Raw genomic sequence first — 26,452 nt, 5'->3', positions numbered from 1 at the left:
CTCCTAAAATCGGTAGAAAATAAATCTGTTCAACAAAAACGGCCCAAAGAATCTCTGGGCCGTTTGCAATCTCGACGCTTTAATTTGCCACCATTACATGTCGCAAAAATGACAAGCTTGCGTCAAAACGCATTAAGCCTCAGAAGCGTCTTTAGCAGCGTCGTCGCCTTTCGCTTGTGCATTTGCTTGTGATTGAGCATATTCTTTACCAGCAAGAATCGCATCAGCCATAGCAGAAGCATATAAAGTTACTGCACGGATCGCATCGTCGTTACCTGGAATAACGTAATCAACGTTGTCCGGGTTAGAGTTTGTATCAACGATACCGATTACAGGAATACCTAAGTTTTTCGCTTCTTTGATTGCAATCGCTTCGTGATCAACGTCGATTACAAATAATGCGTCAGGTAAACCACCCATGTTCTTAACGCCGCCTAAAGCACGTTCAAGTTTATCCATCTCACGAGTACGCTCTAAAGCTTCACGTTTAGTAAGCTTAGCAAAAGTACCGTCTTGAGATTGAGTTTGAAGATCTTTTAAACGGTTGATAGATTGGCGAAGTGTTTTCCAGTTCGTCAACATACCACCTAACCAACGGTGATCTACATATGGTTGACCAGCGCGTTGAGCTTGTTCACGGATGATGTTAGAAGCAGCACGTTTTGTACCAACAAATAATACTTTATTCTTTTTGCTAGCAAGGTTGTTAACAAAGTTCAAAGCATCATTTAACGCAGGAACGGTGTGCTCAAGGTTGATGATGTGAATTTTGTTACGCGCGCCAAAGATGTATTGACGCATCTTTGGGTTCCAGAAACGTGTTTGGTGACCGAAGTGAGCGCCTGCTTGAAGAAGGTCGCGCATGCTTACGTTGTAATCTGCCATTTTCTTTACCTTAAAGTTTGGGTTAGGCCTCCATATATCCGCATTCTCCACCTATTGCTAGGCACCCAGAGTAATGTGTCGATATATGTGCGGATTTTTTACGACTATTATTATCAGATATTTTCGTAAAATATATTCACGAAAAGCATTTGATAAAATAGGCGGCTATTTATACCATAGACGCTTGCAAATTACCAAAAGTTTTTAGAGATCATGAATACGACTTATACAGCCCCTCGTCGATTAATCAAAACACCTGAAGAAATTGAGAAGATGCGTGTTGCAGGGAAATTGGCGGCTGAAGTTTTAGACATGATTAAACCGCATATTAAAGCGGGTGTGAGTACCTTAGAACTCGATACAATCTGTCGCAACCATATTGAGAATGTACAACAAGCAATTCCTGCCTGTGTGGGTTATGGTGCTGCTCCAGGCCGCCCTGCTTTCCAACACTCTATTTGTACTTCGGTTAATCATGTGGTTTGCCACGGCATTCCTTCTGAAAACAAAATTTTAAAAAATGGTGACATTCTTAATATCGATGTTACTGTCATTAAGGATGGTTATCACGGCGATACCAATATGATGTACGTCGTAGGCGGTGAAACGTCAATTCTTGCAAATCGTTTATGTTCTGTGGCTCAAGAAGCAATGTATCGCGGTATGGCAACAGTTAAAGATGGTTCATATCTTGGTGACATTGGTCATGCTATTCAACAATATGTTGAGTCTGAGAGATTTAGTGTTGTTCGTGAATATTGCGGTCACGGAATTGGTAATGTTTTCCATGATGAACCTCAAGTGCTTCACTATGGTCAAAAAGGCACAGGTATGCGCTTAGAAGCTGGAATGACATTTACAATCGAACCAATGGTCAATGCTGGTGTTTGGCAAACTAAGCTTTTAGGTGACAAATGGACAGTAGTAACTAAAGATCATAAATTATCAGCTCAATACGAACATACCATTTTAGTAACTCAAACAGGCATCGAAGTTTTAACAGCTCGCCCTGAAGAAGACTTATCTCGCTTTATGTAATTTATTCTATTTGAATTATTCTAAAAAAAGTCACTTTGGTGGCTTTTTTTTATTTCTTCATATTTTCTTCATCAATTTATCTAAATAAAACAAAAATTTTCATAAGCAGAACAATTATAAAATTTAACTAAACAATGTTTGTCTAAAAATAACGCTATGGTGGGCGCAAGAAAAATCCTAACAAACTTCTGGACATGGAGTCCCTAAATGATGAAGAAATCATTCGCTTGTCTGATTACTGGTTTATGTACGTTACCTACATCTGCTTTCGCTGACTCACCTTATTTTAGTTTGAAAGATGGAGATGGATTTAAACGTTTCTCTATATCTGCTGGCTGGTTGCATGCCATGCCACAAGGAAGTGCAAATCCTGTAAATATTAATACCAGCGTTGCAGAAGGTACAACTTCAAAAGTTGGTGAGGTATCTAAACAAGCTGTACTAGATGCAGCAGAACGTGATTCAAATCCATTATTGTATGAGGCAATTAAAATCCTTCCAACTGATACCCTACCTTCTCTGCTCACAGGCACGGCAACAGTTAACGGACTATCGAATTGGCAAGCTCAAGGAACAGGGTTAGAAGCAGATGATGTCGATACTGTAGGTATCATGGCTAACTATCACTTTACAGACAACTTCTCCTTGGAAATTAAAGCTGGTATCCCACCAAAAGTAGATATTAAAGGGAAAGGAGATATTTACGCCCCTTTAAGTGGAACTGCAAGCACTTCTCTAGGTGATTTAGGGTTAAAACAAGACATTCATATTACTGACCTCACTCAAGGAGGAAAAGCTGCATCAGCACGTGCTTGGCTACCAGCTGTAGAGCTGCATTATCAATTTGGTAAGTCAGGCGTCAATAAGTTCCGCCCATATGTTGGTGCTGGTGTTATGTATGCTTACTTCAATGATTTAGAAATGAATTCTGGAATAGAGGCTGACTTAATCAAAGCCGGTCATATGATTCAAAATATTCATGATGGAAAAGCAGGTGCTGCATTGGATGGAAAAACATCTTCAGCCGATCCAGTAGTAAAGCTAAAAGCAACTGATACTTTTGCACCTATTGTAACAATTGGAGCAACCTACGATTTCAATCCAAACTGGTTTGCTGTAGGTTCAGTGTCTTATTCAAAAATGAATAACGAAGCAAAAATATATGTGACTGATCGCAATACAGGAAAAGAACTAATTCAGGCAAATACCAAAATTGATATCGACCCACTGATTACCTATGTTGGTGTGGGCTATCGTTTCTAAATAAACAAAATATCCTAAAAAGCAGCTTCGGCTGCTTTTCTTGTTTAAAACGCAATGTTTTAAGTCATCATGCATAAAATTTGCGCACCAACTCTAAGCACTTTTTTATGGATTGTCTGACATCATCTTCATTAGTTTTCTTGATTTTTAAATTCAATTTTTCAACTCATATTTATCTTTAAGTTTTTTAATGTAAATAAATAATGTGAATTAGTATCTTAAATTTTACATTTGGTTAATTCATCTTTTTGGCATGACGTTTGCTTAATACCAATTATGATGAATCAACGATGATTCACAAAATATTTTTCTGACGGCCAACGATGTCCGTTCTGTTCGACTTGCTTATGCAGAGTAATGGCATAGCAATAAATAATGACGTACAGTTCAGGAGAAGGCCATGTCCTCAGATATGAATTTAGATGCAAAAAAAGCTACAGAAATAAAATTATTTAGCTTTTCCACACCAGCTATGCGCGCTTTCCATATGACTTGGCTCGCGTTTTTTGTATGTTTCTTCGCTTGGTTTGCCTGTGCTCCACTTATGCCAGTAATCAAAGGCGAGTTCAACTTAACAAAAGATCAAATTGCAAATATCAATATTGCCGCAGTAGCAATTACGATTTTAATTCGGCTTATTGTCGGCCCACTATGCGATAAATATGGACCACGCAAAACTTATACCGCACTTTTACTACTCGGCAGTATTCCCGTTTTTGGTGTAGCTGCGGCCAATACCTATGAATCGTTCCTATTTTTCCGCTTGTTAATTGGTGCGATTGGCGCAAGTTTTGTGATTACCCAATACCATACAAGTGTGATGTTCGCTCCAAATGTAGTTGGTACAGCAAATGCTGCTTCTGCGGGATGGGGAAATGCTGGTGGTGGGGCTACACAAGCAATTATGCCTTTAATTTTAGGTGCGATCTTGATGTTTGGTGTTGAACAAGCAATGGGCTGGAGAGTTGCCCTGCTAGTCCCTGGTGTAATGATGCTTATTGTAGGCGTGATGTATTGGAAGCTTACTCAAGATTGCCCACAAGGTAACTTTAAAGAATTACGTGCACAAGGAGTCGAAGTCGGTAATGTTAAAAAAGGTGGTACTGCAATTTTAATGCAAGCTGCTCGTAACTATCGCGTTTGGATTCTATTCACTTCTTATGCCGCTTGTTTTGGTATCGAAATCTTCATTCATAACATTGCAGCAATGTACTACGTCGATCACTTCAACATGGGATTGAAAGAAGCTGGTATGACTGCTGGTATCTTCGGTCTACTGGCATTATTTGCACGTGCGTTGGGAGGCATCGTTTCAGATAAAGTTGCACTTAAAAAAGGCTTAGATGGTCGTACCAAAGTATTATTTGCCCTCGTGTTACTTGAAGGCATCTTCTTATTCGTATTCTCTCAAGTAAACGTTGTAATGTTCGCAATTATTGCAATGACAATCTTCGGCTTATTTACCCATATGGCATGTGGTGCAACCTATGCTCTTGTACCATTCATTGATCGTGATGCTTTAGGTGGTGTAGCTGGTATCATTGGTGCAGGTGGTAATGTGGGTGCAGTTGCAGCAGGCTTCTTACTAAAAGGCCTGCTTGACGTGCAAACTTGTTTGTCTATCTTAGGTATTCTCGTAACCATTGCAGCATTTAGTGTCGTTCTTATCCGATTTACAACAGAACACAAAGTAAAAGAACAAGAGTTATTTGAACAAGCTTTACTAGAGCGTAATAGCGCAGCTTAACACCATCTCATATGGAGGATGAGTAAATCACTCATCCTCCCCCAAATTTCAAAAAATTTTATAAAGGATATTCTGATGAATAAATTCTCCTATTCATTAATCACGCTCGCTTGTTTTTCAACACTAACAAACGCTGCTGATGAGTTCTTCTCTCAAACTAAGCTTTCACTCGATAGCCGTCTTCGCTATGAATGGGTAGAACAAGACAACAAACTCAATCATGCAGATGCATGGACATTAAGACTCCGCCCTGCAATTCAAACAGGTTCATGGCATGGTCTAAGTGCTTTTGTGCAAGGTGAAGGAACTGTAGAAATCAATGACGAATTTAATAGCACTCGAAACGATCAAACAAACTATAGCACCGTACCTGACGCTAAAAACCTACAGCTCAATCAAGCCTATTTGAAATATGTGTACAACCCTAAATTTGACATAACAGTTGGTCGTCAAGTCATTAATTTAGATAATCAACGCTTTGTTGGATCGGTTGCTTGGCGTCAAAACGATCAAACTTTTGATGCGATTGCTCTAAACATTAAGCCATGCAATGAGTTTGGTTTGTACTATGCTTATATTGATCAGGTGAATACTATTTTCGGTAGTGAAGACCCTGAACCTAAATTTATTCAAGCACAAGATGGTAAACAGGAAAGTAAAATTCATTTAATTCAGGCGAAAGTGAATTACAACCCGCTGCTAAATGCGACTGTGTATGGCTATTTAATGGATTTTGAAGATATTTCAGCCTGGTCAAATCAAACCTATGGTCTACGCTTAACAGGTAAAAAAGATAATTTTAAATACGCAGCTGAATATGCAAAACAAAGTGAATATGCTGACCAACCCAAAGATTATGATGCGGATTACTATGCATTAGAACTTGGTTACAGCATTAAAAACAAGGAAGTTGCGCTCGGTGAAATCGCGATTGGTTATGAAGTACTTGGCAGTGACGATGGAAAAATAGCGTTCCAAACCCCTTTAGCGACCAAGCATAAATTCAATGGATGGACAGATTTATTCCTAGCAACGCCAGCCAATGGCTTAACTGATTTATACATTTCTTCAAGCTTTAATGTTTTTGGTAGAGGAAAATTAGGCACTGAGCTGCATCAATACAGAAGTGATGAAAAGAATATGGATTATGGTCAAGAATACTCTGTTTCTTACTCACAAGCTTTACCAATTAAAGGACTTTCAGCTTTAGCGAAATTTTCAGACTATCAAGCTGAAGAATTCGGTGTAGACACACAAAAATTGTGGCTACAACTCGATTATAAATACTAACTCAAGGAGTAATGTCATTTAATTATCAAAAAACTGTCATCAAAATATCAAATTTGGATGATTTAATAAAAAATAAAAAACAGCTAAAAAAAACGATGAAAAGCTCACTGATTGACCGTCAGTGAGCTTTTTTCTTTAACTAAAAAAAGGCCATTAATTAATAGCCTTTATCATTTTTGATTACATTACTGGCGTTTAGGTAGTGGTATGTATTGTGATTGAGCATTTTGTTGAACTTTGCGCTCACCCACTTTCACCTGAACATTTTCTTGTTTACCCTCACGCTCAACTACGACGTTAATCACACTTTCAGGTGCCTGTAATGCAACATAATTAATCAAATGTGAAGCCGAAGTAATTTGCTCACTATTCACTTGAATAATTTTATCACCACGCTTAACACCTGCTTCGTCTGCAGGACCACCTTTCAGCACATCTGCAACAACAACACCAATTGGTCTAGTCGCCATTACATCTTCATCCAAAGTATTTGGAATTAGACTAATACCCAACCAACCACGTACTACACGGCCATCTTTCAAAATTGAGTTTAAAACTTGCTGACAAACTTTGGCAGGAATCGCAAAACCAATTCCGAGTGAACCACCAGACTGAGAGAAGATTGCCGTATTTACACCAATTAAATTACCCGCAACATCAATCAATGCACCACCAGAGTTTCCTGGATTAATGGCTGCATCGGTTTGAATAAAGTCTTCATAGGTATTAATACCCAAATCCGAACGACCAGTTGCTGAAATAATCCCTTGAGTTACAGTTTGTCCTACGCCAAATGGATTACCAATTGCAAGAACGACATCACCCACTTCATTACCACTCAACTTAAATGGCAGAACAGGTAGGTTATCTAATTCAATTTTGATCACAGCCAAGTCTGTATCGGGATCAGTGCCAATCACTTTAGCTTCAGCACGACGACCATCTTGCAATGCCACCACAATGTGTTCAGCCTGAGCAATCACATGATTATTCGTTAAAATATAACCATCGGCACGAACAATAACACCCGAACCTAAACTATTTTCATTTTGCTGCTGTTGAGGCATTTGATTGCCAAAGAACTCGCGAAATACAGGATCATTCAATAATGGATGATTCATCTGTTTCACTTTTTGAGTGGTAAATATATTCACGACAGCTGGAGCAGCAACTTTAACGGCAGCGTTATATGAGACTACCCCACCAGTTCGAGTTGTATCAACCAATGGTTCTACCTTTTCAGCAGGCATTTTTACACCATCAGAAGCCACAGTTGGTTTTGGTTGATGTGATTTCTGCCAAGCTAGAAAACTAAATACAACCAGAATGAGTAATACCCAAGGTAACCATGTAAATGCACGGCGCACGTCTATTATCCTCTTGGCAAATGTAAGTTATAAATAAGTAATATATTGAAGAACTAGAAATTTCCATCATTGTAAAGTAAATAGCTTAAAATCAATGCAAAAGTTAAAAAAGTTTTGTCTAGCTTTAGTTACATTTAAAAATGTGTTTTATTTACTCCCATAAAATGTTGAACATTTGAGGAATCGCATGGCAAATTTGCATGACATTGTGCAATGGTGTAATCAAACTTTAAAAGCAAACGAATTTAAAGATTACGCACCAAATGGCTTACAAATCGAAGGTAAAGCTGAAGTAAACAAGATTGTTTGTGCAGTCACCGCATCTGAAGATGCAATTGATGCGGCGATTGCCGAAAAAGCAGATGCGCTGCTCGTTCATCATGGTTATTTTTGGAAAGGTGAAGCTTACCCAATCACAGGTATGCGTGGAAACCGTATTAAGAAACTCATTCAAAATAACATTTCTTTGATTGCCTACCACCTTCCTTTAGATGCACATCCAAGTTTAGGCAATAATGTAGCAATTGCTGATTTAATTGGCTTACAAAACCTAGAAGCGTTAGACCCATCAGAAAAACACCCAATCGGTAATATCGCTTATCTAGACCAACCACTTAGTCCAGAACAGTTCAAAGCAAAATTACAAAGCATCTTTAATTTTGGCATCATCCATTTACCTTGTGACAAAACATCAATTCAAAAAGTTGGTTTTTGTACAGGTGGGGCGCAAGATTTTATAGCAAAAGCAGCTTCGGAAAACTGTGATGCCTATATTTCAGGTGAAGTGAGCGAACGTACTTTTTATGAAGCAAAAGAACTTGGTGTACACTATTTTGCATGTGGTCACCATGCAACTGAACGTTACGGCGTACAGCGTTTAGCCAATGCGCTTGCTAATCAATTCATGATTGAAGCCGTCTATTTTGAACTCAATAATCCGATTTAATAGAATTGAAGAATCCGATTTTGTTAAATCTTTTTTCCATTTGGGTTATATATTTAAATTAAGTCTTTATTGTGTATAGTTCTTTAAAAGACTGTCCTATTGTCTTTAGAATCATTTACAATAGAGCCACTTAATGTAAAACCCAGCAAATGCAAGGATTGAAACATGACAACCATTACTTTACCTGCACTTCCATATGGCTATGATGATTTAGCTCCGCACATTACTCGCGAAACTTTAGAATACCATCACGACAAACATCACAATACTTACGTTGTTAACTTAAACAACCTAATCAAAGGTACTGACCTTGAAGGTAAATCTTTAGAAGAAATCATCAAAGCTTCTGCTGGTGATGCATCTAAAGCAGGTATCTTTAACAATGCTGCTCAAGTATGGAACCACACATTCTATTGGAACAGCATGAAACCAAATGGTGGTGGAAAGCCTACTGGCGCGATTGCAGCTAAAATCGATGAAGCTTTTGGTAGCTACGAAAAATTTGCTGAAGAATTTACTGCTGCTGCAACAACTCAATTTGGTTCAGGTTGGGCTTGGTTAGTTGCTGACGAAGTAAATGGTAAATTATCAATTACTAAAACTGCAAACGCAGATACTCCACTTGCTCATGGTCAAGTTGCAGTATTAACAATCGACGTTTGGGAACATGCTTACTACATCGACTTCCGTAACTTACGTCCAAAATACATTGCTACTTTCTTAGAAAGCTTAGTGAACTGGGACTATGCAAATGCAAAACTTGCAGGTCAACCAGCAGGTGTTGAGAAATAATTATTATTTCTTGAATAAAAACTGCCCACTTCGGGCAGTTTTTTTATACATACAGCTTCAAAAGAATATTTATCAAGCAAACAATTCATTTTCTTTACTATTCTTGTTGACGACATAGGTTTTCATGCCTAAAATGCGCATCAGATTCTCCAATAGCTCAGTCGGTAGAGCGACGGACTGTTAATCCGCAGGTCCCTGGTTCGAGCCCAGGTTGGAGAGCCAATCTACTATTCTCCCATAGCTCAGTCGGTAGAGCGACGGACTGTTAATCCGCAGGTCCCTGGTTCGAGCCCAGGTGGGAGAGCCAAGATTCTAAAAAGCCCTGATCATTGATTGGGGCTTTTTTTATACGTACAAATTAATATTTAGTTTGATCGAAATACTATTGTTACCACCCTTGACTCTAACCCACCAAAGAAATCATTCTTCTCAGCATTCGTTAAACTACTTACAATTGTTGAATGACGAACTGCTTGTCTCGTAGATAGATCAAAAATTCTATTCCCACTACTCTGAAGAACCTGTATAGAATCAATTGCGTTATTTCTTGATATATTAAATTTCACTATATTACTTAAATTTGCACTACCAGTAGGAACTTCCCATAAACTCATTATTTCTTTATGAACTTTCTCTTCTATTGATTTACTTCTATCACTTTCTGTTAAAGCTGGATCATCCACCTGATTATCATTAATATAAAATTCGAAGGGTTGCTCGACTCTAACAGGATAATATTTACCATTAAACTGATACGGATAAAGACTAGATTTCTTGATTTCAGCCACCACCAAAGCATCTAACTCAACAATACCACTACTTTTCTTAATTTTTGATGCGACTACTTCCCCTTTCTCATTTACATATACCAAAATATTCAGATCCCTATTTTTACCTTGTAATAAAGAAGGATTAACTAATATTTGCGGTATTTTTTTCCATTTTAAGACATGAAGATCAATATTAATAAATTCAATGCTCTTAGCATGAATACCCTCTACCCAAATGCACAATAATACAACTACTATTTTTGATAAAAATCTCATTTATAATTCTCAAAGTTGTTATTTTTATATCCCAATTCACTATCTCATTACGATGAGATAGTGACCTGTGCTGGCACACCACTATGAAAGCGAAACGTATCATCTGTACTTAAGATCAGATTTTTTTCCACTTCTCGAATATGCTCAATGCGTTGCTGGATCGTTTCTTCTGGATCTTTGAGTTTTGCAGTTTGTGCAACATCCAAAGCCAGTGCCAGATAATCCTCAAAATGACGCGATTCTGATTTAAGTAGATAGCGGTAGTAACGCCCCAATTCATCATCAACAATCGGTGCCAGCGCAAAGAAACGCTCACACGAGCGTGCTTCGACAAATGCACCAATAATCATCACATCAATTAGAGCCTCAGGCTCATAGGTACGGATTTCTTTACGTAATCCACCTGCATAACGCCCTGCACTCAACCCCTTCCACTCTTGGCCACGTTTGTTCATGAATTCCAAAACCTGCTCATAATGCAGCATTTCTTCACGCACCAATTGCGCCAATTTCACTTGTAAGTCAGTAAAAAAACTATAGCGGAACATCAAATTCATAGCCGTACTTGCTGCTTTTTTCTCACAGTTGGCATGATCTTGCATTAAGATGTCCAGATTATTAATGGCCTCATCTAACCATGCTTGAGGAGTCGTACAACCTAAAAACTCGATTACAGGTTGCATTAGCTCATCATAATTCAAACTACTCATCCACTTATCTCACAGCAGCTTGAATCGCTGCTTTCATATCTTTAACTGCTTGAGAGAGCCCAACAAACACGCTATCCGCAATAATCGAATGCCCAATATTTAATTCATGGATTTGTGGAATTGCAGCAATTGCAGCAACATTATCGAGATTTAACCCATGCCCTGCATTCACAACCAAACCTTTTGCTGCTGCGTATTCGGCACCTTTGATAATACGGACTAATTCTATTTGCTGTTCTGCATCAGTTTCCGCATCTGCATAAGCACCCGTATGGATTTCAATGGTTGGGGCACCACATGCCACAGCGGCATCAATCTGTGCCAAATCGGCATCGATAAATAAAGACACATCACTACCAATTGCTTTGAGTGCTTGAGTCGCTGCTTTGACTTTTTCAAAGTGACCGACAACATCCAAGCCACCTTCTGTCGTCACCTCTTGTCGACGTTCTGGTACAAAACACACATGTTGAGGCTGAATCTCTTTTGCAAATGCGACCATTTCATCTGTTACAGCCAACTCTAGATTCATACGCGTTTTTAATAACGGGCGCATACGACGTACATCATCATCTTGTATATGGCGGCGATCTTCGCGTAAATGTAAAGTAATCCCCTCTGCACCCGCCTCTTCACAAACCAAAGCAGCTTGAACTGGATCAGGGTAAGTCGTGCCACGCGCTTGTCTTAATGTTGCAACATGATCAATATTTACACCTAAAATTACAGCCATAAAAATATCCTAACATTTACTCTCTAAACATTTAAAAATGCTTTAAGAAAATTAAGTTTGTGTACTTTGAATCCACAGCTGACGGCTTTTTAATGGCCGATCGCCTAATAAAGCACTAATCATCTGACGATATAGTTTACCCAACAATTGCAGTTGTTCTAAAGAAAAATCTCGACCATCTTCATAGCTTTGCATTGAAGTAATTAGAGCACCAGAAAGTGTAGAACGTGAAGCTTGCCTTACTGGTAAAAATCCATCATTGAGTTGGAATTGATAATGTTGCAAAGCTTCTACTGCTGTTTGATTTGCATCTACAGAAAAATCGATTGCATAACCTAATTCTTGTAATAAAACATGTTCAAACTGTCGAAGAATTTGTCGAAGAAATAAAGCGGCTTGCTCATGCAAAGCAAGTTGCTGTAACTGCAATAAAATCAGTTGATATTGTTCAAATGTTTGTGGCATTGCCTCTTCCAAAGTACAAAGACGCAATAGAATTTCATTCAAATAAAAACCAGCAAAAAACGCATCACCGTGGAAAAATACAGGTTGATTGAGAATTTCTAATTTTGTGAAATTTTTAAGTTCAGATTTACCCGTCGCTTGAATACGAATAGGTTGATATTGTGGTGGAGGAATTTGTCTTAAAATTCCATCCACCCGACCATATTCTTGAGTAAATAAATGAACAATATGGCTTTTTTCACGATATTTACGATGATGAATTAAATAGCCATGTAGGACTTCATTACGCATCATAAAACGATACTAGTCCTTTTCTTTCTCGTCCTTTTCATCATCGCCGTCAGGAATAACTGCACCAACCACAGCTGCAGTTCCTTTTACCACGCCTTTTGTGGTTTTATAGGCAACTTTAACAGGGACTGTAACTATTTTAGTAATACATCCCTGTAGCAAAAAGACACAAGAAACAATAACAAGAGCTTTAATCATCGCAGAACCTCTTAGATATCGCTATAACCTAAGCTTTTTAAAGCACGTTCGTCGTCAGACCAGCCACCTTTAACTTTTACCCAAAGCGTAAGCATGATTTTTTGTTCAAACATTTTTTCCATGTCTGTACGTGCATCCATACCAATACTTTTCAGCTTTGCACCTTTATCACCAATCACAATGGCTTTTTGTCCTTGACGCTCAACAAAGATCGTTGCATCGATATAAGTACATGGTGGTTTTAAGCGTCCTGTTTTTTCATTTACAGTTGCTTCTTCTGTTTTAAATGATTCAATTTGTACCGTTAAATCATATGGTAACTCTTCACCCAACTGACGCATGATTTTCTCACGAATAATTTCACTCGCAAGAAAACGCTCAGAACGATCTGTAATTTGATCCAATGAATACAAAGGTGGCTGATAAGGTAAATACTTTTCAATCGTGTCACGCAAATGTTCTAAATTCGCGCCGCGTAAAGCGGATACGGGAACAATTTCAGCAAAATTCATTAACTTCGCTCGTTCTTGAATCAGCGGCAATGCTTCATTTTTGTTTTCAAAAGTATCTAACTTATTAATTACAAGAATCACTGGCATATCTGCATTTTTCAGCTTTTCCAAAACAAGCTCGTCGTTTTGAGTCCACTTTTGTGCATCAACAACAAATAAAACCAAATTCACATCACGTAACGCCGAATGTGCCGCACGATTCATCATCTTGTTAATCGCACGTACTTCTTTCTTATGCATACCTGGCGTATCTACAAATACTGCTTGTGATTTTTCACGCGAATCAATCCCCACAATCTTATGACGTGTAGTTTGTGGCTTACGGGATGTAATAGAAAGCTTTTGGCCCAACAGGTGATTCATTAATGTTGACTTTCCAACATTAGGTCGACCAACAATTGCAACAAAACCGCTTTTAAAATCAGAAGGAATTGTCGTTCCTTGCGAACTAAAAAATTGATTAATTAAATCATTACCATCTTGCTGTTCAGTAGCTTCAGATGGATTTTGAGGTAAAGGATTTTCATTTGAATGAGACATCAGGTTATTGCTCCAATAATTTTAAAATTTCTGCCGCTGCCGTTTGTTCGGCAAAACGACGACTTGAGCCCTCGCCTTGAATTTTTGGCAATCCCTCAATCAAACATTCCACTTTAAAATGTTGATTTGGGGCATCACCCTGAATATCTACAACCTCGTAAACTGGGAGAGGTTTTTTACGTGCTTGTAAATACTCTTGTAACCGTGATTTGGGATCTTTGAGTTGATCAGTTGGTTCGATATGATCTAAATAAGGTTCATACCATTTTAGCACAATGCTTTGTAGCAAGTTCAGATCATTACAGTCTAAATAAATAGCGCCAATAATTGCTTCCACCGCATCAGCAAGAATGGATTCTCGATGGTGACCACCTGATTTTAACTCGCCAGTACTTAGAATTAATGACTGACTAAGCTGTAAATCATTTGCAATTTTCCCTAGCGCTTCTTGACGAACTAACGTCGCACGCATACGCGTTAAACGCCCTTCATTTTCTTGCGGGTAAGTACAATATAAATAATTGGCGACAATCATTCCTAATAATGAATCGCCTAGAAATTCTAGGCGCTCATAATTATGCTTATGACTCACAGAACGATGGGTTAAGGCAAGTTTTAGCAATTCAATCTGCTTAAACTGGTACCCTATTCGCCCTTGTAATCTTGAATCATTCAGCTTGCTTTGCAGATTTTTGGTCAAAAGTCTTCTCAAAAGTCATAACTAAACTAATATTCAGCATAAAAGGCTTACGCACTTCATACTTCTTCTTTACGATAAGATCATCTTTGTAAGTGACCTGAGCAATATCCTTAAAATATAAATCACGAATACCATTCATATCTAAACGCTGATTCATCTGTTTTTCAAACTTAGATGGCGTAATATTTTCAGGACTATCTTTTAATACACCTTGAATCTGTGTATCAATAATTTTGTCATCCCAATATGCTGGCCAAATTGCAACAGCAGCCTTCACTGCTATCGCAAATAAAACCACCCCAAATAAAATTGCAATATACGAAGCCCCTTGTTGAGATTTACGCATTTGATATTTCCTTTATGTTTTTATTAGTCAATCTTACCATTTCGGTTAAAACTTGGAATATTAAATCCAGGTTCTTTATGCATCCATACATAAAAAGCACGACCCGTTAAATTTGCTTCTGGTACAAACCCCCAAAAACGACTGTCCGCACTTTGATCTCGATTATCACCCATTGCAAAGTATTGTCCTTGAGGAACTGTCACTTCCCAATCTTGACCATTACTTTGAATAAACACATCATTTTCTTTCGCAACAAAAGGTACTAAAGATTCAGCACCTTTTAATTGTGCAAATTGGAATTGTTCAGCCAAAGGATTTCGTCCATCTAAATAGCGAATCAAATGCTGGTGTTCCCCTAAAGTTTCCTTGAAATAATAAACCGTAGGTGTTTCTAGCTGATCCTTCTCACGCGCAAACTCAGTCGCAACTTTTGCAATTTGCTTGCCATTAATAATCAACTGCCCAGCTTTAAACTGAATATGATCACCTGGCAAACCAACTACGCGCTTGATATAACTAATTGTTGGCTGAGGCGGATAACGAAATACAATAACTTCACCACGTTTAGGTTCACCCACGTTCAGCACTTTAGTATTGACAATAGGTAAACGCACACCATAGTCAAATTTATTGACTAAAATAAAATCCCCTGTCTCCAAGGTCGGTACCATAGAGTCCGAAGGAATGTTAAAAGGCTCATACAAGAAAGATCGAAGAATTAAGACGACAGCTAAGACTGGCCAAAAATCATATGCCCAAGTAATAACAAAATTTTCCTGATCACGCCCTTTATTCGCTCGCTGTTTAAACACAAACTTATCAAGCAACCACACCAAGAAAAAAATCAGCGTAGCAGGCACTAGAATCAAATTAAAATCAAAATCCACAAACCCTCACTCGCAGCCTTGCTGCTCGTCTTACGGCTAGAGAATGATAAGACTCTCTAGCCTTATTTTTTATCGATCTACTTTCAATACAGCTAAGAACGCTTCTTGTGGAATTTCAACACTTCCCACTTGTTTCATGCGTTTCTTACCTTCTTTTTGTTTAGAAAGAAGTTTCTTCTTACGCGAAACGTCACCACCATAACATTTAGCCAATACGTTTTTACGCATCGCCTTTACAGTAGAACGTGCAATAATTTGCGCACCAATAGCGGCTTGAATTGCAACATCAAACATTTGACGAGGGATGAGATCCTTCATTTTCTCAACCAATGCGATCCCACGATGACGCGCATCCTGACGATGGCAAATCATTGCCAACGCATCCACCTTCTCGCTATTAATTAACACATCCACCTTAACTAAAGATGAACTCTCAAAACGTACAAAGTTATAATCCAACGAAGCAAAACCACGCGAGCAAGATTTCAATTTATCAAAGAAATCCATCACCACTTCAGCCATCGGAATCTCAAAGGTAACTGAAACCTGATTACCTAAGAATTTCATATCCTTTTGAACACCACGACGTTCGATACATAAAGTCATGACATTACCAAGATATTCTTGTGGAACGAGAATATGGCACTCAGCAATTGGTTCACGTAAATCTTCAACTGTTGAAGCATCAGGCATTTTTGAAGGACTATCGATATAAATCGTTTCACCCTTTTTAGTTACAGCTTCATAAATCACTGTTGGCGCTGAGCTAATCAAATCGAGATCATACTCACGCTCTAAGCGCTCTTGTACGATTTCCATATGCAGCATACCTAAGAAACCACAACGGAAACCAAAGCCTAAAGCATCAGAACTTTCAGGTTCAAAAAACAAAGCTGAATCGTTAATCTGTAGTTTTTGTAGGGCTTCACGGAATGGTTCAAAGTCACTTGAATCAATCGGAAATAGACCTGCATATACCTGTGGTTTTACCTTTTTAAAACCAGGTAAAGTTTGAACTTCTGGTGTAGATACCAATGTAATCGTATCGCCGACTGGCGCACCAAAAATATCTTTAATCCCTGCAATAACGAAACCAACCTCACCTGCTTCAAGGATATCCGTTTCAGTATGCTTAGGGTTAAACACACCAACTGAAGTCACAGGATGTGCTTGTCCTGTTGACTTAACAAGCATTTTATCACCCTTACGGATACGGCCTTGTTTAATACGAACAAGCGAGACAACGCCTAGATAGTTATCAAACCATGAATCGATAATCAAAGCTTGTAAAGGTGCATCACGATCACCCTCAGGTGCAGGAATAACATCCACTAGACGCTCTAAAACACCTTCAACCCCCAAACCAGTTTTTGCTGAACATGTTGGAGCGTCGGTTGCTTCAATACCGATAATTTCTTCAATTTCATGAATCACACGCTCAGGTTCAGCCTGTGGTAAATCAATTTTATTGAGAATTGGTAGTACTTCTAAGCCCTGCTCAATTGCTGTATAACAGTTCGCAACAGATTGAGCCTCAACACCTTGTGCAGCATCAACAACAAGCAAAGCTCCTTCACACGCAGCTAAAGAACGCGAAACCTCGTAAGAGAAGTCAACGTGTCCAGGCGTATCAATAAAGTTTAATTGATATTGCTGACCATTTGGATGCGTATAATAAAGCGTAACTGATGCCGCCTTAATCGTAATCCCACGTTCACGCTCAAGCTCCATAGAGTCTAATACCTGAGCTTGCATTTCACGATCTTGAAGGCCACCGCACATTTGAATAAAACGGTCGGCCAAAGTCGACTTACCATGGTCAATATGAGCAATGATCGAGAAATTTCGTATATTTTTGATATCTACGGATTTTTTAGCTTGCGCCATGGGTTACCTTGAGAAAATAGAGCGCCCTATACTTATAAAAAGCAATGAGCCAAAATGGTTTAACAAAATTGTTGGGGATTATAGCAGAATGACATTTTAAAGTATTCAAAATAATTCTGCGCTTTTATAACAAAACTCAAAGCAATAGTGACTTAACACTCTCATTTTTCAACATAGGAAATTGAAAAATCCATTGGATCTAATTCATTTGAAATGGGCTGATAAGCCTGGGTAAAACTCGGCGACATACGCTTTGGTCGACCAGTTGCAATTTCAATACATGCCCATTTGGTATTTCCTACGAATAAAACACTTTGATCTTTTGGTCGATAAAATGCGTACTGACGGAATGAATAGAGCGCATTAATGTCATCCAACCAAGTCCGTAAAATGATCTCTTCACCCTCAAGTGCAGCTTTACGATATTGAACATGATGCTCAACCGCCACCATCGCATGTTTTAACTCTAAATATTGGGTTAAGCCTAAACCTAATATTTCTATATGCGCTGCTGCAACATCCTGCATCCATTGGATGTAAATAACATTGTTGACATGACCCAATACATCAATATGTTGTGGTTGAACCTGTATTTTTAAATCAAAAATTGTGCTCATAATTTTTCGTACTTCAACAACAAAAGTTCAGTGCCGTACCTTAGTCTAAACAACTCAGTATTACAAAATAAAAAAACCACCCTATCCAATAGAGTGGTTTTCTCATTTATTTGATTACTTCGGTAAACGCAATCCTAAAATTGCACGTTGGCCTTGGCGAATAATCGTTACTCGCGCAACACTATTTTTAGGTAAAGCGGCAACCGTTTTTGCAAACATTTGACTGTTCGTAATTGCCGTTCCATTTACTTGAACAATAACATCGCCAGCAACGATATTAGATAGAGATGCTAATCCACCACGTTTAACATCTTGAACCAAAATTCCACCACGAACATTTAAACTTGCTAATTCAGCTTCTGTGAGTGTACGGATACTCATACCCAACCCACTGGTTGGATTATTTTTGTCTTCTGCTGCTGGTGTATCATCAGGTGCCGTACCCAATGTCGCTGAAATTGTACGTGTTTTATCATCACGTAAAATCTCTAACTGAATTGTTTGATCTGGTGCAGTACGGTTCAACACATTGAGTAAATCACCTGTACGAGAAATCGAAGTACCATTGATTTTTAAAATCACATCACCTGATTTAAGCCCAGCTTTTTCAGCAGGCGATTTCGGTGTAACTTGATTAACTAGAGAACCTTCTGGTTTTGGTAATTTATAGGCTTCCGCTAAATTTCGATCAATATCTTGCAACATAACGCCTAGATAAGAACGTGTCACTTTGCCATTGGTTTTAAGCTGTTGAACAACATCCATTGCAACATCAATTGGAATCGAGAACGACAAGCCCATATAACCGCCCGTACCACTAAAAATACGAGAGTTCACACCAACCACTTCACCCTTCTGATTGAAAAGTGGTCCACCAGAGTTACCAGGGTTTAAAGCAGCATCTGTTTGAATAAATGGCACTGATGTTTCGCCACTCATGTTACGGGATTTAGCACTCACAATCCCTGCTGATGCTGAGTAATCGAAACCAAATGGAGAACCAATCGCCAAAACAGGCTCACCGACTTTTAACTGGTCGACATTACCAACTTTTAATTCAGGAAAATTCGTACCATTTACTTTTAGTACAGCAACATCAGTACGTTCATCACTACCAACCAATGTCGCATCAAGTTCACGGCGGTCATTCAATGTGATACTAATTCGTGATGCATTTTCAATAACATGATGATTTGTAACTAAGTAACCATCTTTACTAATGAAAAATGCACTTCCATAAGCTGTTTTTTCTTGTGGTCCCTGCTGTTGAGGGATAATCACTTGATTACCAAAGAAACGACGTAAGATTTCTGGAACCTGTTGTTGCAATAACTCTTCCTGAGTCATTTTCTTCACAACATTCACACTCACTACAGCTGGACTAACCTGCTCAACGAGATTTGAAAAATCTACTGGAGCTGCGGCATCGACTTGAGCTGCTGCTACTGTAAATACCGCTGCAAACATTCCTTGTTGTAAATATCGACTTTTCATGAAGCAAGAACCTACATACTGATGATCGAATAAAAATTTAAGGTTATGTTGTATCATAACCATTTCATACGTTTCGTTAAAAAATGTTTATATTTTCAATGTATACAAAGAAATAAAAACCTAAAATGTGAATAAATTGTGGAGGAAAATTAATATAACCACTGTTCAAAACAGGTTTTATAATGACCAACTTAAACTCACATTAAAAAAATGTTCTTAAACGTAATCGCATGATTATTGGTATGTAGCAATACAACAAAACAAGCAAATTATTGACTCATTCGCCAAAAAATCGCTCAATTCTAAGCAGATTAGCTCTTGCCTTTTTGTTCAAAAAGCGTTGTCATTAGCGAACGTTTGAAATTGAAGCAGATCGACATGCCTGATTTAGAAACAATTCATCATTTTGACATGATTATTGTGGGCAGTGGCGGTGCAGGTTTAAGCCTAGCACTCTCTTTACCAAGTCATTACAACATCGCGATTTTAGCAAAGGCTGCGCTCACAGAAGCGAGTACCTATTATGCTCAAGGTGGTGTTGCTGCGGTATTAGATGAGACTGACTCAATTCAACAACATATTAATGACACGATGATCGCAGGTGCACATTTATGTGAACTAGATGCAGTAAAGCATACAGTCGAAGGTGGTAAACCCTCAGTTGATTTTTTATTAGGACAGGGTGTTCAATTTACATTAGACGATGATGAGCAACTCCACTTAACGCGTGAAGGTGGTCACTCACAGCGTCGGATTATTCACTCAGCCGATGCAACCGGCAAAGCAATTTCAACAACTTTAGTCGAGCGTGCAAAAGAAAGAAAAAATATTACAATTTTTGAAAACTATATTGCGATTGATCTCATCACAAAACACAAACTTGGTCATTTAGGTGAAAAGAATAGAGCGATTGGCTTATATGCTTTAGATGAGAAAAATGAACAAGTCCATACCTTCTTAGCGCCATTTACAGCACTGGCTTGTGGCGGAGCAATGAAAGCATATCTTTATACGTCTAATCCTGACATTGCAACAGGCGATGGTATTGCAATGGCTTATCGAGCAGGTTGCCGTGTTGCTAATATGGAATTCAATCAATTCCATCCAACTTGTTTATATCATCCCAAAGCGCGTTCTTTCTTAATTACCGAAGCAATGCGTGGCGAAGGTGCTTATTTGCGCTTACCAGACGGCGAGCGTTTCATGCTACGTTTTGATGAACGTGCTGAACTTGCACCGCGTGATATTGTGGCACGTACCATCGACCATGAAATCAAGCGCCTAGGTATTCGCCATGTTTGGCTAGATATCACCCATAAATCACCAGAATTTATTACCGAGCACTTCCCTACTTTATATGCACGACTTATTGAACTTGGTATCGATATCACCAAAGATATGATCCCTGTCGTTCCAGCTGCACATTACACCTGTGGCGGTGTTGTCGTTGATGAGAATAGTCAAACCGATTTAGATGGCTTATATGCAATTGGTGAGACTTCGTATACTGGCTTGCACGGCGCTAATCGTATGGCAAGTAACTCACTGCTTGAATGTTTTGTGTATGGCATGAGTGCAGCTAACGATATCCAACAAAAATTTGATTCGGACTTTAAATTCCCTACTGTACCATCTTGGGACGAGTCTCAAGTTACGGATGCAGATGAAGATGTTGTGATTCTGCAAAACTGGGATGAGTTGCGTTCAACTATGTGGAACTATGTCGGTATTGTTCGAACTACTAAGCGTTTGCAACGCGCCTTACACCGTATTGAAATGTTGAAACGTGAAATCACTGAGTATTATCAAGATTATCGTGTCAGCAAAAACTTGATCGAATTGCGTAACCTAGTTCTAGTTTCAGAAATGATTGTGCGTTGTGCGATGGAACGCAAGGAATCTCGTGGTTTACATTACACACTTGATTATCCTGAGCTTTCTAATGAAATTCGTAAAACAGTTTTGACACCGCCAAACTTTAAAGTGGAACAACCGCTGGTGAATGAGTGACTCTTTTGTGTTTTGAGCTTTTCAAGACGACTTAAAGTTATTATTAGTTATCGCGGTAGGCGACATGGATGTCGCTCGTTGAACTGCGGTATCAAGGATGTACCGTCAGCTCAACACAGGATTTTTGTTACTTTTCATCCTTGAAAAGTAAGGCATAAGTAACAGAGTTCAAAGTGTGATTTCAAACTTTTTCAACAATACAATAAAGATTGATAATATAGCTGTTTTTATGTCAAATGCTGCAGCGCCTCTTCAAACACAACATCCGCATTCTGTGTTGCATCCAAACGCTTGATTCGTTCAGGCGCTGTCTGCCATAAAGTTTCATAACCCGCACGCACCTTAGCAAAGAAACTTAACTTCTCTTGCTCAAAACGGTCCAATGCCCCACGCTCACGCGCACGAGTCATGCCCAACTCAATCGGTGCATCCAGCCAAAATGTAATATTCGGCATTTTCGCCACAAAAGTTTGATTCAATAGTTGAAGCTTTTCCTGACTTAAACCGCGTCCAGAACATTGATACGCAAAACTGGCATCGGTAAAACGATCACTTAACACAATCTTACCCGCCTCTAATGCAGGTAAAATCACTTGTTCTAAATGCTGTGCTCGTGCCGCATAAATCAATAACAGTTCAGTATCATGACTCATTTGCTCTTCATGATTCACTGCTAATAAAAGTGAGCGAATCTGCTCAGCGAGTGGTGTGCCACCCGGTTCACGAGTCAACACCACTTCTTTACCTTGCTGTTCAAAGTACTGATGAATTTTACGAATCAGTGTTGTTTTTCCTACACCTTCCGTACCTTCAAAACTAATAAACATCATTCACCTTGCTTTTTCTTTGAACGTAGAACAGTTAAATATTCTTGAACTGCACGATTATGGTCTTCTAAAGACGCTGTAAATTTATGACCACCATTTCCTGTTGCAACGAAATAAATATTCTCCGCATTATCAGGGTGCATAGCAGCTTCAATGGCTTTTTTACTTGGCAATGCAATTGGTGTTGGTGGTAAACCGTTAATAGTATAGGTGTTATAAGATGTAGGCGTACGCAAGTCATTACGTGTGATATTGCCTTTATAATTATCGCCCATGCCATAAATCACTGTTGGATCAGTTTGCAAGCGCATACCTATTTTTAAGCGACGTACAAACACACCTGAAACTTGCTGAAGCTCACTATCCAAACTGGTTTCTTTCTCAATAATAGAAGCCATGATCAATGCTTCATATTTATCTTTATAAGGCAGATTAGAAGCCTTATTTGCCCAAGCTTCATCTAATGACTTCATTTGGCGATGATATAAATCGGTTAAGATTTTTTTATCTGTTTCACCTTTGGCGAAGAAATAAGTATCAGGTGCAAACAAACCTTCTGGATGAGAATATGGAATATCGAGTGCTTTTAACAATTGATCTCGGGGTAAATCCAAAATTGTTTTGGTTACATTCGAATCTTTTTTAAGATTTTGAACAAGCTGCTTAAATGTTGTCCCTTCTATCACCAAAATTCGATTCATCTGTGCATTTTCTGCATCAGACAACATCGATAAAACTTGGCGAATACTCATTCCCTGTGTGACTTCATACACACCAGCTTTCATGCTGTCATGGATTAAAAACTTTTGATAAAGCTTTAACACAATAGGTAAGCTGACTTTACCCTCTTTGGCTAGGCGATCAATAAATCTAGAATAAGTATCCCCAGATGAAATCACTAAAAGTTGCTTTTTGCCATCAACAGGGTAATTTTTAAAAAGATTTGCCCATAAAATACACAATATAACCAAACCTAAAAGGAAAATAGCAATCCAAAAGGCTTTGAAAGTAGATTTCGGTTTAGCTTTTGGCTTTTTCTTGCTTTTGCTCGTGTTTGGTGACTTTGGCATATTAATCAATCTGGTTAAGTTTTAAAGTATGAAATAAATCAAGATACGGCTGTTGAGCTAAAACTCGATGATCAAATCGAATTACGGCTTTCATAGGATGTAAAGCATTACAGAAAAATAAACTCTGAATCTGCCCAAGCTCATGCATTTCGACACAACGCTGTTCACATTTCACCTGATATTGTTGCATCAGAGAAAGGATTTTTGCTCGCATAACACCGTGGACGCCATTATAACGAAGTTCTGGTGTAATCCATTGATCATTTATACGAATGAAACAATTACTGCTCACCCCTTCAACAATATTTCCCTGAACATCACTCACCAAAGCCTCTAACCAACCTTGTTGATCAGCTTCTTGCTTTAATAACACTTGTTCTAAGCGATTTAATGTTTTCAGTCCAACAAGATGAGGCATATTTAAACCTAAAGCATGTCGAAGTAAACCACTTTCAATCCATTCTGGTTGAAAAGCTTGCACGACTCTTGGGTAATACCACACATAAATATCCGCTGCATGTAAAGGCAAACTATAACCACGATCACCTTCACCACGGCTAATAACTACCTTTAACGTGCCATTTAGTTGAGAATTATGCTGTTGCAGTTGTTCAAGTGAGGATTCAATCAAAGATAAATCTGCATCTAAACTTAAACTTTTGCAGGCCAAAGCTAAGCGTGCAAAATGCAGCTCTTTTAACTCAAAATTGTTTTGAAAAAGTCGAGCAGTTGTAAAACAACCATCACCGTAATGAAAAGCGCGATCAAGCAAAGGAATAGACTCAATCAGTTGTCCATTTTTATAGCATTGCATGATCCAAACACCTTTCAAAATTTTGCATATAGTCGCACTAAATAGCAGAACAACCTATTGATTTTAAAAAATTATAACAACTTAAAATTTATAAATAAAAATTTCTTTTTTATCAATAATTCAGCATAGCTTATCTCATTTATATATTTCTCTATTTTTCATATCAAATTCGATTTTAATTATTTTTTTTGCAAAAAAACTGGCGTTATGCTGCATCCATATTCCAAACAAACATTGAATTTTTAGGGGTTTTCATGCGTTTATCTCAAATCAAAGTTGGTATTATTGCCACACTATTATCAGTTTCCTCGTTTGCTGCTCAAGAATTCTTGAACGTTTCTTATGATCCTACACGTGAGCTATATACGGATTTTAATAAACAGTTTGGTACTTTTTGGAAACAACGTACTGGACAAGATATTGATTTCAAGCAGTCACATGGTGGTTCAGGAAAGCAGGCACGAGCTGTCATAGATGGTCTAAATGCAGATGTTGTGACCTTAGCGCTTGCCGCTGATATTAATGAAATTGCAGAAAAGTCAAAATTATTACCAAGCGATTGGCAAAAGAAATTACCAAATAATTCGACACCTTATACCTCAACAATTGTGTTCCTCGTTCGCAAAGACAATCCTAAACAAATCAAGGATTGGAGTGATCTCATTAAACCCGGTGTAGAAATTATTACACCAAATCCAAAAACCTCAGGCGGTGCTCGTTGGAACTATTTGGCAGCTTGGGCATGGGCGAAACACCAGAAAGGTGGCAACGATGCAAAAGCGCAAGAATTTGTTCGCCAAATTTATAAACAAACCAAAGTGCTTGATTCTGGCGCTCGCGGTGCAACTACTACATTCGCTGAACGTGGTATTGGCGACGTCTTATTGGCTTGGGAAAATGAAGCTTATCTCGCAGTACGAGAGCAACCGGGTAAATTCGAGATCATTACGCCATCTCTTTCCATCCTTGCAGAACCACCAGTTGCCATTGTAGAAAAAAATGCAGCAAAGAAAGGCAATTCTCAAATCGCTCGTGGCTACTTAAATTATCTTTACTCTCCAGCTGGGCAAGAAATCGCTGCTCGTAATTTCTACCGCCCGCGTAATGCCGCAATTTTAAAAAAATACAGTACAACCTTTAAGCCACTTAAATTGGTGACAATTGATCAAGAGTTTGGCGGCTGGAATAAAGTACAAAAAACTCACTTTGATAATGGTGGTGTATTTGACCAGATCGTAAAACTCAACAGTACAGGTAAATAAAATCCCTCTCTTGCATGGCTACAAACGCAATTTGTCGTTTAGCGTGTAGTTCCCAAGAGAGATTTTCAGGGATTCTAAGGAGAATAGACATGATTCATACTGTAATTGTTCCCGGTGTTGGCGGTAGTGAAGCACAACATTGGCAGTCTTGGTTACAACATAAGCTCGTGTCTAGTTCTCGCGTTGAACAAACTCATTGGGATCGCCCTGTGTTAAGTGAATGGGTTACTCAATTTATTAAAACTATTGTTGCAGCTCCAGCACCTGTCCAAATCGTGGCACATAGTTTTGGCTGTTTAACTAGTGTTGCTGCACTCGCTGAACACCCAGAACTCAGAGCAAAAGTGAAAAATCTAATTTTGGTTGCGCCTGCAAATCCTGCACGTTTTGGTGAATCAGGTTTCGCTCGTCATAGTTTGACTGACTACAAGCAGTATTTTCATCAACTTAAAATTGACGTACCAGCCACGCTATTGATTAGTGAAAATGATCAGTGGTTAGGTTATGCCGATGCGCTACAACTTGCTCAGGCGTGGAAACTAACACCCATCAATCTAGGTGCTGTTGGTCATATCAATGTCGCATCTGGATTTGGCCCTTTCCCTGAGATCCTGAACTACTTGCTGCCTGAAAAAAAGATGCTGCCAATCCCTCGAATGAGTCAGGCAAATTTTAATTTGAAATTTGCCTAACTTTACTCTCGTGTTTTTAGCAT

Annotated in this window: 26 protein-coding genes and 2 tRNA genes; 11 read left to right on the top strand and 17 right to left on the bottom strand. The window is 38.6% G+C overall.

From position 1 onward, the window contains the following. Positions 1-132: 132 nt before the first annotated feature. Entirely contained in the window at positions 133-885 is a 753-nt protein-coding gene (gene rpsB, locus IO68_RS32665) for a 30S ribosomal protein S2 (protein WP_004878543.1), read from the bottom strand. A gap of 213 nt (positions 886-1,098) precedes the next feature. Between rpsB and map the strand changes: the two genes are divergently transcribed. The 4 genes from map to IO68_RS32645 all read left to right on the top strand — a co-directional run bounded on the left by map (position 1,099) and on the right by IO68_RS32645 (position 6,223). Then, on the top strand, positions 1,099-1,923 hold the full coding sequence (gene map / locus IO68_RS32660; protein ID WP_023014309.1) for a type I methionyl aminopeptidase: 825 nt from the start codon (positions 1,099-1,101) through the stop codon (positions 1,921-1,923). A 207-nt stretch (positions 1,924-2,130) separates the two neighbouring features. Beyond that, positions 2,131-3,186: an OmpW/AlkL family protein gene (locus IO68_RS32655; protein ID WP_007479293.1), complete on the top strand. Its 1,056-nt coding sequence runs from the start codon at positions 2,131-2,133 to the stop codon at positions 3,184-3,186. A gap of 400 nt (positions 3,187-3,586) precedes the next feature. Further along, the gene (locus IO68_RS32650) at positions 3,587-4,933 is read left to right on the top strand and encodes an MFS transporter (RefSeq protein WP_023014308.1); all 1,347 of its coding nucleotides are present in this window, start codon (positions 3,587-3,589) and stop codon (positions 4,931-4,933) included. A 75-nt stretch (positions 4,934-5,008) separates the two neighbouring features. Further along, the gene (locus tag IO68_RS32645) at positions 5,009-6,223 is read left to right on the top strand and encodes an alginate export family protein (RefSeq protein WP_023014307.1); all 1,215 of its coding nucleotides are present in this window, start codon (positions 5,009-5,011) and stop codon (positions 6,221-6,223) included. 185 nt (positions 6,224-6,408) lie between these two features. Here the strand turns inward: IO68_RS32645 and IO68_RS32640 are convergent, their stop codons facing one another. Next, positions 6,409-7,590 (bottom strand): trypsin-like peptidase domain-containing protein, encoded by a 1,182-nt coding sequence (locus IO68_RS32640; RefSeq protein ID WP_004878538.1) that lies wholly within the window; start codon positions 7,588-7,590, stop codon positions 6,409-6,411. Positions 7,591-7,777: 187 nt separating this feature from the next. Here IO68_RS32640 and IO68_RS32635 point away from each other — a divergent pair, with 187 nt between their 5' ends. The 4 genes from IO68_RS32635 to IO68_RS32620 all read left to right on the top strand — a co-directional run bounded on the left by IO68_RS32635 (position 7,778) and on the right by IO68_RS32620 (position 9,635). Beyond that, positions 7,778-8,536 carry a Nif3-like dinuclear metal center hexameric protein gene (locus IO68_RS32635; RefSeq protein ID WP_023014306.1) on the top strand — a complete coding sequence of 253 codons (759 nt, stop codon included), beginning with the start codon at positions 7,778-7,780 and terminating at the stop codon, positions 8,534-8,536. 165 nt (positions 8,537-8,701) lie between these two features. Further along, entirely contained in the window at positions 8,702-9,328 is a 627-nt protein-coding gene (locus IO68_RS32630; RefSeq protein WP_004878536.1) for a superoxide dismutase, read from the top strand. Between the two features lie 146 nt (positions 9,329-9,474). Then, positions 9,475-9,550, top strand: a tRNA-Asn gene (locus IO68_RS32625). 9 nt (positions 9,551-9,559) lie between these two features. Further along, positions 9,560-9,635: transfer RNA gene (locus tag IO68_RS32620), tRNA-Asn, on the top strand. Between the two features lie 58 nt (positions 9,636-9,693). On the opposite strand, the gene IO68_RS32615 is transcribed toward IO68_RS32620, so the two are convergent. The 12 genes from IO68_RS32615 to IO68_RS32560 form a co-directional block, all read right to left on the bottom strand. Beyond that, positions 9,694-10,374, bottom strand: coding sequence for a TonB C-terminal domain-containing protein (locus IO68_RS32615; protein WP_004878535.1), 681 nt, complete (start codon positions 10,372-10,374; stop codon positions 9,694-9,696). Between the two features lie 47 nt (positions 10,375-10,421). Further along, the gene (locus IO68_RS32610; RefSeq protein WP_023014305.1) at positions 10,422-11,084 is read right to left on the bottom strand and encodes a tRNA-(ms[2]io[6]A)-hydroxylase; all 663 of its coding nucleotides are present in this window, start codon (positions 11,082-11,084) and stop codon (positions 10,422-10,424) included. Between the two features lie 4 nt (positions 11,085-11,088). Beyond that, the gene (pdxJ, locus tag IO68_RS32605; protein ID WP_004878533.1) at positions 11,089-11,817 is read right to left on the bottom strand and encodes a pyridoxine 5'-phosphate synthase; all 729 of its coding nucleotides are present in this window, start codon (positions 11,815-11,817) and stop codon (positions 11,089-11,091) included. 51 nt (positions 11,818-11,868) lie between these two features. Further along, a complete protein-coding gene (gene recO / locus IO68_RS32600) occupies positions 11,869-12,576 on the bottom strand; it encodes a DNA repair protein RecO (protein WP_019384070.1) in 708 nt (235 codons plus the stop codon). Positions 12,577-12,585: 9 nt separating this feature from the next. Further along, positions 12,586-12,771 (bottom strand): NF038104 family lipoprotein, encoded by a 186-nt coding sequence (locus IO68_RS32595; protein ID WP_004878531.1) that lies wholly within the window; start codon positions 12,769-12,771, stop codon positions 12,586-12,588. 11 nt (positions 12,772-12,782) lie between these two features. Then, positions 12,783-13,823, bottom strand: a complete 1,041-nt coding sequence (gene era / locus IO68_RS32590; protein WP_004878530.1) for a GTPase Era — start codon at positions 13,821-13,823, stop codon at positions 12,783-12,785. 4 nt (positions 13,824-13,827) lie between these two features. Then, positions 13,828-14,523, bottom strand: a complete 696-nt coding sequence (gene rnc / locus IO68_RS32585) for a ribonuclease III (protein ID WP_023014304.1) — start codon at positions 14,521-14,523, stop codon at positions 13,828-13,830. Continuing rightward, positions 14,492-14,869 carry a DUF4845 domain-containing protein gene (locus IO68_RS32580; RefSeq protein ID WP_023014303.1) on the bottom strand — a complete coding sequence of 126 codons (378 nt, stop codon included), beginning with the start codon at positions 14,867-14,869 and terminating at the stop codon, positions 14,492-14,494. The genes rnc and IO68_RS32580 overlap by 32 nt, the downstream gene beginning before the upstream one ends. Positions 14,870-14,892: 23 nt before the next feature. Then, positions 14,893-15,756, bottom strand: coding sequence for a signal peptidase I (gene lepB / locus IO68_RS32575; RefSeq protein ID WP_023014302.1), 864 nt, complete (start codon positions 15,754-15,756; stop codon positions 14,893-14,895). 69 nt (positions 15,757-15,825) lie between these two features. Then, positions 15,826-17,643, bottom strand: coding sequence for a translation elongation factor 4 (gene lepA, locus IO68_RS32570; protein ID WP_004878526.1), 1,818 nt, complete (start codon positions 17,641-17,643; stop codon positions 15,826-15,828). Positions 17,644-17,804: 161 nt separating this feature from the next. Continuing rightward, positions 17,805-18,260 carry an acyl-CoA thioesterase gene (locus tag IO68_RS32565; protein ID WP_023014301.1) on the bottom strand — a complete coding sequence of 152 codons (456 nt, stop codon included), beginning with the start codon at positions 18,258-18,260 and terminating at the stop codon, positions 17,805-17,807. 114 nt (positions 18,261-18,374) lie between these two features. Next, a complete protein-coding gene (locus IO68_RS32560; protein ID WP_031234951.1) occupies positions 18,375-19,754 on the bottom strand; it encodes a Do family serine endopeptidase in 1,380 nt (459 codons plus the stop codon). Positions 19,755-20,126: 372 nt separating this feature from the next. On the opposite strand from IO68_RS32560, the gene nadB reads away from it, so the two are divergent. Beyond that, positions 20,127-21,764, top strand: coding sequence for an L-aspartate oxidase (gene nadB, locus IO68_RS32555; protein ID WP_171068593.1), 1,638 nt, complete (start codon positions 20,127-20,129; stop codon positions 21,762-21,764). Positions 21,765-21,991: 227 nt separating this feature from the next. Here nadB and tmk read toward each other — a convergent pair whose 3' ends face one another. From tmk to pabC, 3 genes are read right to left on the bottom strand one after another with little or no spacing between them, the layout of a single operon-like run. Beyond that, entirely contained in the window at positions 21,992-22,591 is a 600-nt protein-coding gene (tmk, locus tag IO68_RS32550; RefSeq protein ID WP_023014298.1) for a dTMP kinase, read from the bottom strand. Beyond that, positions 22,591-23,661, bottom strand: coding sequence for an endolytic transglycosylase MltG (mltG, locus tag IO68_RS32545; protein ID WP_023014297.1), 1,071 nt, complete (start codon positions 23,659-23,661; stop codon positions 22,591-22,593). The genes tmk and mltG overlap by 1 nt, the downstream gene beginning before the upstream one ends. Before the next feature lies 1 nt (position 23,662). Next, positions 23,663-24,475: an aminodeoxychorismate lyase gene (gene pabC / locus IO68_RS32540; RefSeq protein ID WP_023014296.1), complete on the bottom strand. Its 813-nt coding sequence runs from the start codon at positions 24,473-24,475 to the stop codon at positions 23,663-23,665. Between the two features lie 254 nt (positions 24,476-24,729). On the opposite strand from pabC, the gene IO68_RS32535 reads away from it, so the two are divergent. Both IO68_RS32535 and IO68_RS32530 read left to right on the top strand, forming a co-directional pair. Next, positions 24,730-25,737: a sulfate ABC transporter substrate-binding protein gene (locus tag IO68_RS32535; protein ID WP_019384059.1), complete on the top strand. Its 1,008-nt coding sequence runs from the start codon at positions 24,730-24,732 to the stop codon at positions 25,735-25,737. An 89-nt stretch (positions 25,738-25,826) separates the two neighbouring features. Next, on the top strand, positions 25,827-26,429 hold the full coding sequence (locus tag IO68_RS32530; RefSeq protein WP_023014295.1) for an RBBP9/YdeN family alpha/beta hydrolase: 603 nt from the start codon (positions 25,827-25,829) through the stop codon (positions 26,427-26,429). Positions 26,430-26,452: the final 23 nt, after the last annotated feature.

The sequence above is a fragment of the Acinetobacter sp. COS3 genome (assembly GCF_000475335.1).
GTDB classification, from domain to species: domain Bacteria; phylum Pseudomonadota; class Gammaproteobacteria; order Pseudomonadales; family Moraxellaceae; genus Acinetobacter; species Acinetobacter venetianus.
This window is presented reverse-complemented; position numbering and strand designations above follow the sequence as displayed.

Bases quoted from the DNA above. Each gene is read 5' to 3' on its own strand.
- rpsB (WP_004878543.1), bottom strand. From the start codon at position 885: ATGGCAGATTACAACGTAAGCATGCGCGACCTTCTTCAAGCAGGCGCT.
- map (WP_023014309.1), top strand. From the start codon at position 1,099: ATGAATACGACTTATACAGCCCCTCGTCGATTAATCAAAACACCTGAA.
- IO68_RS32655 (WP_007479293.1), top strand. From the start codon at position 2,131: ATGATGAAGAAATCATTCGCTTGTCTGATTACTGGTTTATGTACGTTA.
- IO68_RS32650 (WP_023014308.1), top strand. From the start codon at position 3,587: ATGTCCTCAGATATGAATTTAGATGCAAAAAAAGCTACAGAAATAAAA.
- IO68_RS32645 (WP_023014307.1), top strand. From the start codon at position 5,009: ATGAATAAATTCTCCTATTCATTAATCACGCTCGCTTGTTTTTCAACA.
- IO68_RS32635 (WP_023014306.1), top strand. From the start codon at position 7,778: ATGGCAAATTTGCATGACATTGTGCAATGGTGTAATCAAACTTTAAAA.
- IO68_RS32630 (WP_004878536.1), top strand. From the start codon at position 8,702: ATGACAACCATTACTTTACCTGCACTTCCATATGGCTATGATGATTTA.
- IO68_RS32615 (WP_004878535.1), bottom strand. From the start codon at position 10,374: ATGAGATTTTTATCAAAAATAGTAGTTGTATTATTGTGCATTTGGGTA.
- IO68_RS32610 (WP_023014305.1), bottom strand. From the start codon at position 11,084: ATGAGTAGTTTGAATTATGATGAGCTAATGCAACCTGTAATCGAGTTT.
- pdxJ (WP_004878533.1), bottom strand. From the start codon at position 11,817: ATGGCTGTAATTTTAGGTGTAAATATTGATCATGTTGCAACATTAAGA.
- recO (WP_019384070.1), bottom strand. From the start codon at position 12,576: ATGATGCGTAATGAAGTCCTACATGGCTATTTAATTCATCATCGTAAA.
- IO68_RS32595 (WP_004878531.1), bottom strand. From the start codon at position 12,771: ATGATTAAAGCTCTTGTTATTGTTTCTTGTGTCTTTTTGCTACAGGGA.
- era (WP_004878530.1), bottom strand. From the start codon at position 13,823: ATGTCTCATTCAAATGAAAATCCTTTACCTCAAAATCCATCTGAAGCT.
- IO68_RS32580 (WP_023014303.1), bottom strand. From the start codon at position 14,869: ATGCGTAAATCTCAACAAGGGGCTTCGTATATTGCAATTTTATTTGGG.
- lepA (WP_004878526.1), bottom strand. From the start codon at position 17,643: ATGGCGCAAGCTAAAAAATCCGTAGATATCAAAAATATACGAAATTTC.
- IO68_RS32565 (WP_023014301.1), bottom strand. From the start codon at position 18,260: ATGAGCACAATTTTTGATTTAAAAATACAGGTTCAACCACAACATATT.
- IO68_RS32560 (WP_031234951.1), bottom strand. From the start codon at position 19,754: ATGAAAAGTCGATATTTACAACAAGGAATGTTTGCAGCGGTATTTACA.
- tmk (WP_023014298.1), bottom strand. From the start codon at position 22,591: ATGTTTATTAGTTTTGAAGGTACGGAAGGTGTAGGAAAAACAACACTG.
- mltG (WP_023014297.1), bottom strand. From the start codon at position 23,661: ATGCCAAAGTCACCAAACACGAGCAAAAGCAAGAAAAAGCCAAAAGCT.
- pabC (WP_023014296.1), bottom strand. From the start codon at position 24,475: ATGCAATGCTATAAAAATGGACAACTGATTGAGTCTATTCCTTTGCTT.
- IO68_RS32535 (WP_019384059.1), top strand. From the start codon at position 24,730: ATGCGTTTATCTCAAATCAAAGTTGGTATTATTGCCACACTATTATCA.
- IO68_RS32530 (WP_023014295.1), top strand. From the start codon at position 25,827: ATGATTCATACTGTAATTGTTCCCGGTGTTGGCGGTAGTGAAGCACAA.